The organism is Pseudomonas sp. NY15435, from assembly GCF_048068295.1.
In the GTDB taxonomy this organism is placed as follows: Bacteria; Pseudomonadota; Gammaproteobacteria; order Pseudomonadales; family Pseudomonadaceae; genus Pseudomonas.
In genome coordinates this window covers 26,582-34,146 of record NZ_JBLUQA010000023.1, presented here as the reverse complement: position 1 = coordinate 34,146, position 7,565 = coordinate 26,582, and the positions used below count along the sequence as shown (strand labels likewise).

The window sequence follows — 7,565 nt, the reverse complement described above, 5'->3', positions numbered from 1 at the left end:
GCGCTTGCCGGCGTATTCGGCGTCGGCGAAGGTCAACTGCTTCATCGGGAAACTCAGGATACGGGATCGGCGTATTTCACCAGATTCGGGAAGTCTTCTTCAGGGTTTCCCATACAAAACCTCAATCGCCCCCGCCTTCCCATAAAAAAAGAAAATAAAGTTTATCTATTTTTTATCTGAGACAGAAAAACAATACAGCAACTTAATAAACACCCCTGCTATTTTCGCTACTCCCTAGCAGAAATAGCAGGAAAAATCATGAGCGAACCTATTCACCCGAAGAATGAGCCCACTGATACCGAACAATTGAGAACGCATGACGGCTGGCCGTGCTACCGAGAGCACAGCCTTTTTGAGGCTGCGGTAGAAGAAGCCTCACGAGAGCTAGAGGTCTCAAGGGAGATGGCCATAATCTGCGCTCTGGGAGCAATGGCGGCGGCCTGCCAAGGTCATGTCGACGTTGAGATGCCTCCAGGGAATCGCTCACCCACATCCTTGATGTTGCTGATCATTGCCGAATCAGGCGAACGAAAAACCAGCACGCAAAAGTATTTCTTCAAATCGATCAACAACAAGAACAGCGCCGCTCTCTCCGCCCATGAAATAGCGCTGAGAGAACATCGCGTTCAGCACAAAATGTGGAGTACTGAGCAGCGTCACTTAGAGCGAATGTACGGAAAGTACGCGAGCCTCGGGGAGGTGGAGTCAGCCGATGCAGCGATGAAGGAAATTGAAGAACACTTGCGAACTGAACCTTACCCCTCCTCTTCGGGAAAATTTCTATACGAAGATACAACCCCGCAAGCGCTAGTTCAGTTTCTATACGAAAACTCGCCAAATGGCTGCCTGCTAACTAGCGAAGCTAATAGTATATTCAATGGCAAGATCCTGAACGAGCTCGACAAATTAAACACCCTCTGGGATGGCGGCAGCGTAATGGTGGACCGTCTATCTAGGGATCCCATTACGTTGGATAACGCTCGCCTGACATTCTCCTTAATGGCGCAACCAAGCGTAATTTCCAATTTTATGGGGCGGCGTGGTGACGAGGCTCGTGGCACTGGCTTCCTCGCTCGTTTCCTTATTGCTAGGCCCAGATCGAAAGCAGGAAGTCGGGTATTTAACCAGCGTTCCTCACAACCGCGCCATGCCGCCTTCAACGACCGCATCAGTGAACTTCTGGAGTCCCCGCCCCCCGAGGCTAAGCAAGTCCTTAGGTTTTCAGAGCCCGCTAAGAGGCGATGGATCTTCCTAAATGAGTTTATTGAAAATGAAATGAACGACAAACGTAAATACCGCTACCTGAAAGATCATGCTTCAAAACTACTTGAGAACACTAGCCGTATAGCGGCAGTCATACATGCATTCGAACGAGAGTCTAGTGATGATGTAGAAATTGATCTTTTCACTTTAAATTTTAGTTGGGCGCTAGCTCAGGCTTGCTCAGAGCACTTCGTCAAATACCTCGCCAATGAACCGCAGATTGTCACCGATGCCTGTGAGCTTGCCAATTACCTGTTGAGAATATCTTGGGATGACCCTCGTAACAGCACAATACTTGATGAGGGCGACCCCGGTGCAAACATGCAGAGATCTAGATCTAAGATCCCGAACCACCTAAGAGAGGGATTCAAGACACAAGTCACTCTCACCCAAATAAAACAACGTGGCCCATATAGGCTTCGTGGCCGAGCCAACGCTGAACGGCTGGCGGCAGCTATAGAGCTACTAAAGGACCTTGGCCACATAGTTAAAGATGGGGGACACTACAACTTCAAAGAGTCAATTCTAACTGAAGACGAACCTAGAACAAAAAACGGCGAATTCATAACCATCTCGGCGCTGCCACTGTACAGAGATCAAGAATACCTACTTGAAGATCGAGTTAGCGGACGACTCAGATCTGGCCGCTACTACATAAAAAATCTGAAGTAGATTCCTTACAGGCAATGGGCCTCATTTGGGGCCCATCGTTGTCCCGCGACAAAGCGAGAAAGCCCAGCAATAGCGTCGAAAAGATCGTCTTTCTCGGGCGCTAAGCGCTCTTGAGCGGATAGTCCTCGCTAACAGCGATCCCACCAAGGTTCTCCTGATTCGACAAGCTCGACGAAGCGGCCTGCCGAAAAACCGTCAGGGAACAGCACCTCTGTGTCTTCAGTGACTGCACGTTCTGCTGAATGCAGCAGGTGCTTCTCGTCCCTGAGGATGACCTCAAGTCCCTCACGAGACACAATCCTGAATCCATCAACTGCCTGCCCGTCTAGTTCAATGGACGTGTCGACTATCCAGACATGCATGCACTCTTGTGGCTCCCGACCGCAATAGCCCAGCCTTGATCGGAGGTCTTGGTCTCTCACTAGAGCATCGACAACTGCAGCGCGTTTACGTCGTAGCTGCCAAGCGGCCTTACGTAATGTGTTCGTCCGATGGAGCCAGACCTCATGAGTGGTTGAGCGGATATACCCGGACTTGACCTCCAAGATCAGCAGGACACCATCTCGGTAGCAGATTAGGTCTACCTCACCGGCATCATCGTCTTCTGTAGCCAGCGGGAGATAGCCGATCTCTACGGCAAAGCCACGACACCTCAAGCTCTCGGCCAGCTGAATTTCTACCTGCTTAGTCTCCGCCTGCATGCCGGCTCTGCGAGCCCCCACTCTCCTCAGATTGTTGAGGGCCGCGGTCAGGTTGTTTTGATGCGCGACAATCCAGGGAAACTGAAAGCTATAGCGCCCAATTTTGTAGAAGGGCCGCTCATAGAGCCTGGGCGCAGGCATTCGAGGCTGCGCCTTCAATTGCTGTGACAGGGACTTAAGGTCGCTGGTCCAGAACTTCAGAATCGATCTGGCCGACTCGATGCTGCCCTTGGGATGCTCCTCACAGACAGTCCATCCCTTGATCCTCTGGGTCTTCTCCTCATCCTCCGACCAGGTCATTGGAAATCGATTCTCTCCCATCGCCATACCCTCTAGGGCCAATCGACCGAGTGCATGGGCGACAACGCCCGATTCACGGAAGTGATCCTGGAATGGATGGATGAATGCCTGCTGGAAGAAAACGGAGGTTAGCTCGCTTGCCAAGAGCACGTGCTGAAGCTGGACACGTGAGCCATCACCCAGCGATAGCTGCTCTCCCACACCGTAAATCTGCTGCAGCTGTAACTTGCTGCGAAGTGCCTTGATATAGGCAAGTTGGTTCAGCTCGTGATTCTCAGCGGAGCCGATCACCTCCCCTGCCATACCGGAGTCGATGAGCTCCTGCACAGCGCGCTTCATCCAGTAGTGCCACAGCAGGTCATGCTTACGCTCAGTTCGCCGCCACCGCTCAACTCCCTCTTCCGTGGCGTTGTACAGAACAGGTTCGCCAGGCGCTAACTGGTACCGGCACTCAGGGTCGAAGCAAAACCAATTGATCGAGCCTTCGTAGTCAACTCGCTCGTGTGTGGCAGCGACCAGCACAGCCAGCGATTCAAGATTCGCGCGACACTCCGCCGAGGCGGTTGGCTGCTGACCGGTGAAGAGAATTGGCGCGAGATGCTGTTTCAGGGAGTTCCCCAACCGCAATTCGCTCAGGCGGAAATCCTCCTCTTTGCAGGTTTGGAGCTTCCGCAGAATGATGCGGTTGTAGACCTCCCATTGCTCGCCGGAAGGGTCGTCCTCGGCGTCCCCCGTGAACGACTGATAGGCAAGCACGCTGAGGTAAGAAAGCAGCTCAAGTAGAGACAAATGCTCAAGCTGACTCTCGGCGTGGAGGATCAGTGCATCGAATGGCTCAAGCTGCTCGAGCAAGCGGTCGCAGACTCCGAAGAAGGTTCGCCACTCCTCATCATCCAGTGCTGATCGCAGTCCAATCCAAAGCGGCGAATCGGCACGTTCAAAAAGCTTCGAATAGCGAATCGCCCACCTGAGCGTCTCAGGATTTTGGGTAGCCAGATGCACCAGTAGGTCGAGCCTGATTGCATCGTCGAAATGGAGCACTCGGCTTAATGCCAAGCTGGCCAGCTCGGAGCCCTGGACGGCCTGCAGGTCCAACCAGAACGGAGATGAAGCCAAGCCCAAAGCTCGGTCATGAGCCGAAGTGTGCTTACCGGAAGGTCGCTGATCTAGGAAGTGATGTAGGCACTCATCGAGCGCGCGGCTTCTGCTACCGATCGCTAGGGCCTTGTTGTACGTCAGCAAGTAATGCTGCAGGCATCGATCTCCCTTTTCACTCACCCGCTGCACTCCCATTTTCCTTTTTGGCTTGGCAAAAGCCTGCAGCACACATCGCAGCAGCATCATCGAATTCAGTATCGGGAAAATCTCACTCAAAAAAAACTCAGTCCTACATCACTGCAATGACACACCACCAGGAGATATTCCGCCCATGTCATTGAATTGCCCTCGCTGCGGATCGCTCAGGATCGCGTCTGCGAATCCAGCGATGAAGTTCGGCATCATCGCAGGCACTCTCTGTGGTGCAGCTCGTGGCGCCTCGGCTGCGTTAGCAGCAAGCCGGGCTAGCTTAACTAGCGCTCACCTAAGTCCGCTTAGCCTCACCCTCGGATCAATTTCTGGGGCAATCCTCGGAAGCCTGGCAGGCGCCATCAGTGGCTGCACACTCGGGGCCCAAGTTGGGAAGCAACTCGACCACTACGCTCTAGCCAACAACATCTGCCTAACCTGCGGTACCCGCTTCAACCTGCCGATCTGATCGGACTCCACCCTCCCCAATTTATCCCTCCATAACCACCCGCCGGTGCTGCGTCTGACGCAGCGCTTTATGCCGGCTATTGCCCACAAGGAAAATCATCATGGCTCATCTTGTAGAAAGCATGGCTTATGTCGGCGCAGCTCCCTGGCATGGTCTGGGTAGCAAACTCTCTCAACGGCAACCGCTGGAAGTCTGGCAGCGTGAGGCTGGAATGGACTGGCAGATCCAGGAAAGTCCCGTTCACTTCAAAGCAAGCTCATCAGGGCTTCTAGGTAGCATCCACTCATTCCCTGAACAGAAGGTGCTCTATCGATCCGACACGAAAGCTCCGCTCTCCGTGGTATCTCAGCGCTACCAGGTGGTTCAGCCGCGAGAGGTACTGGAGTTCTACCGCGACCTTACGCAAGTGTCGGGGTACGAGCTGGAGACTGCTGGGGTGCTCAAAGGCGGCCGCAAGTTTTGGGCTCTCGCTCGCACCGGACAGAACACATCTCTGAAAGGTAATGACCTGGTCAACGGGTATTTACTGCTGGCCACCTCCTGCGACGGAACTCTGGCCACGACTGCCACCCCTACAACCGTAAGGGTCGTTTGCAACAACACCCTCACCATCGCTGTCGATGGCGCAACCCACGCTATTAAGGTCCCGCACAGCACTCGCTTCGACGCCCAAGCTGTGAAGAAGCAGTTGGGCATCGCCATCTCGCAATGGGACGAATTCATGTACCGCATGCGCATCTTGGCAGACCGCAAGGTACGGCCAAACGAAGCAATTAAGTACTTCATGGGAGTGATGTGCGACACGCCCTTCAATGGAGATATGCCAGACAAGCTGGTCAACGAACGCGCTATGCGCAAAGTGCAGAGCTTGTATGACGGGAGGGGGCGTGGCTCGCGACTTGAAGCAGCGAACGGCACGGCTTGGGGGCTGCTGAACGCGGTAACTGAGTATGTCGATCACGAACGTCGCGCACGCAGCACCGAGTACCGCATGGACTCCGCCTGGTTTGGCCAGGGTGCGGTGATCAAGCAGAAGGCGTTGGATGCCGCTTTGGGGCTGGCGGCATAGCGAGTCCAAGGCAAATAGAACCGGATCGGAGCTATTTGCCTATCCGCCGAATGAGCGGGTAACTCTCTAGCGCTAAAGACCTGCTTCAACGAGCAAATCGGAAGGTTTGCACCGTATCGCTTTCGCGATGCGGCAAATGTTCAGGAAGGTCACGTTTCTCTCGCCGCGCTCAATCTTTCCCATGTGAGAACGGTCGATCGAAGCCGCGTCAGCCAATGCCTCTTGGGATAGCTCTAGGGCGAGCCGTCTCGCTCGTACAGCGGCCCCAAGCTTTACGAGATCACGATCAATGTCGTGTGTAGCGGAGATTCTTGCCATGGCAAAAATCGTCACGTTATGATGCAAAAACGACCACGGCATTTACGACCCATTTTATATTTTCCCGCCTGAGGCACTTCTGTGCAGCTGGGAACATTCAGAGAGGAAAACGCATGAGAATCGCAGTACTCGTAGCCATGCTCTTGGCTACTGCAGCAACGGTCACTCAAGCGGCTGACGATGTCATGCCTTGCTCGAAACCGCGGGATCTTAGAAACACGCCAATGGGCACGGTGTTCCTTCCCGGTGATGGCCTGGTCAGCATGTGCCTGCCGCTTGATGCGCCACGTAACGTGCGACTCGTTATGCCAAATGGAGAAATACGAAGTACGTATGGCTACAAGCCGGTCACGTGTGGCGAGGATGGGATCTGCGCCCTCGGGAAGGAGTTCTACGGCAGTGCGCCCAAAGGGAACTACATCGTCGCCTCGGGTTGGTACATGGGAACCGATACGGCTGGGAACCCCGTTTCCTATGCCAACGGCACGGGGCCGGCTTTCAATGGCAAACGCCACTATGCCTTTCCCACAGGGAGCCGTACCTCCGGCGAGAAATTTCATGTGGTGTGTCCTGTAAACGATAGCGAGTACTGCACCATCGACACTGACTTCGGGATTCTCACCGTGAAACTGAGCAACCTGGCAGAGGCAGGCATACCGGTTGTCAATGAAGCAGACGTGGTGGCCAAAGGAGGGGTCTGCGACTCCATCCCCATGTGCTACGACAAGAGCGGCAATCAAGTCGGTGTGAATGCCGACATGCTTCCCAAGAAGTAACCCCCTAAACCCTCCCTCAAGGCCCTGTGGAAGCCATCTTCTGCAGTGGGCTCGCTCACCCTAAGGAAATGTCATGAGCACTAGTTTTGATAGCGCCCAATCCAACGGCGCTGACGCAGTCGGCAATCAATGGCACTACGAGAAGAACGGAGAACGCAAAGGCGGCTTTGATCAACAGCAAATCATCGACCTAATTCGCAATGGAACGCTGACCTATGGCTCGATGGTCTGGAAGAAAGGCATGGCCGCCTGGGCGAAGATCGAGCAAACCGAGCTGCGACAGCACCTGGAGGAGTTCGGTCCGCCGCCACTCACCGGCTCAGGCGTGAATAACAAAATAGTCTGGCTGTTAGCCTTCGCTCCGATCATTGGGTACCTACTCGAATCGTTCGTCGCCGGCCTGTTCGGTGCGAATGAAGCGCAGTGGGAGCGAGCCATGTCGGAGAACCGCTACTGGTACGTCACCCTGGCATTGAACATCGGCCTCTCGGTCCTCGACTCCAAGCACCTCAAGCAAGCTGGCCACGATGTCAGCCGCTTCAAAGGCTGGGTATTCGTGGTACCGGTCTACCTGTATCAACGCTCCAAACTGCTTAACCAAAACCTTGCCTACTTCATCACCTGGATCGTCTGCTTCTTCATCAGCATTGGTGCTCACCAGGGCTAGGCATTACGCCCAGCCCCAACACTCTCAGAAGCCCGGCTGGTGA

At 54.3% G+C, this 7,565-nt stretch carries 8 protein-coding genes; 6 read left to right on the top strand and 2 right to left on the bottom strand.

The window, feature by feature from the left end; all coding sequences use genetic code 11:
* Together ACNFH5_RS30350 and ACNFH5_RS30345 are read left to right on the top strand one after the other, a co-directional pair.
* Positions 1-180, top strand: a 180-nt coding sequence (locus tag ACNFH5_RS30350) for a hypothetical protein (RefSeq protein WP_416752618.1), incomplete at its 5' end; no start/stop codon positions are given.
* A 78-nt stretch (positions 181-258) separates the two neighbouring features.
* Positions 259-1,935 (top strand): YfjI family protein, encoded by a 1,677-nt coding sequence (locus ACNFH5_RS30345; protein ID WP_416752616.1) that lies wholly within the window; start codon positions 259-261, stop codon positions 1,933-1,935.
* A 128-nt stretch (positions 1,936-2,063) separates the two neighbouring features.
* On the opposite strand, the gene ACNFH5_RS30340 is transcribed toward ACNFH5_RS30345, so the two are convergent.
* Positions 2,064-4,310, bottom strand: a complete 2,247-nt coding sequence (locus tag ACNFH5_RS30340; protein WP_416752614.1) for an NERD domain-containing protein — start codon at positions 4,308-4,310, stop codon at positions 2,064-2,066.
* Positions 4,311-4,422: 112 nt separating this feature from the next.
* On the opposite strand from ACNFH5_RS30340, the gene ACNFH5_RS30335 reads away from it, so the two are divergent.
* Both ACNFH5_RS30335 and ACNFH5_RS30330 read left to right on the top strand, forming a co-directional pair.
* Positions 4,423-4,692 carry a hypothetical protein gene (locus ACNFH5_RS30335; protein WP_416752612.1) on the top strand — a complete coding sequence of 90 codons (270 nt, stop codon included), beginning with the start codon at positions 4,423-4,425 and terminating at the stop codon, positions 4,690-4,692.
* Positions 4,693-4,792: 100 nt separating this feature from the next.
* Positions 4,793-5,761 carry a DUF932 domain-containing protein gene (locus ACNFH5_RS30330; RefSeq protein ID WP_416752610.1) on the top strand — a complete coding sequence of 323 codons (969 nt, stop codon included), beginning with the start codon at positions 4,793-4,795 and terminating at the stop codon, positions 5,759-5,761.
* Positions 5,762-5,833: 72 nt separating this feature from the next.
* Here ACNFH5_RS30330 and ACNFH5_RS30325 read toward each other — a convergent pair whose 3' ends face one another.
* Complete coding sequence (locus ACNFH5_RS30325) at positions 5,834-6,079, bottom strand: helix-turn-helix domain-containing protein (RefSeq protein ID WP_170859674.1); 246 nt, start codon at positions 6,077-6,079, stop codon at positions 5,834-5,836.
* 113 nt (positions 6,080-6,192) lie between these two features.
* On the opposite strand from ACNFH5_RS30325, the gene ACNFH5_RS30320 reads away from it, so the two are divergent.
* Positions 6,193-6,855 (top strand): hypothetical protein, encoded by a 663-nt coding sequence (locus ACNFH5_RS30320; RefSeq protein WP_416752608.1) that lies wholly within the window; start codon positions 6,193-6,195, stop codon positions 6,853-6,855.
* A gap of 73 nt (positions 6,856-6,928) precedes the next feature.
* Positions 6,929-7,522: a DUF4339 domain-containing protein gene (locus tag ACNFH5_RS30315; protein WP_416752606.1), complete on the top strand. Its 594-nt coding sequence runs from the start codon at positions 6,929-6,931 to the stop codon at positions 7,520-7,522.
* The last annotated feature ends 43 nt before the right edge of the window (positions 7,523-7,565 follow it).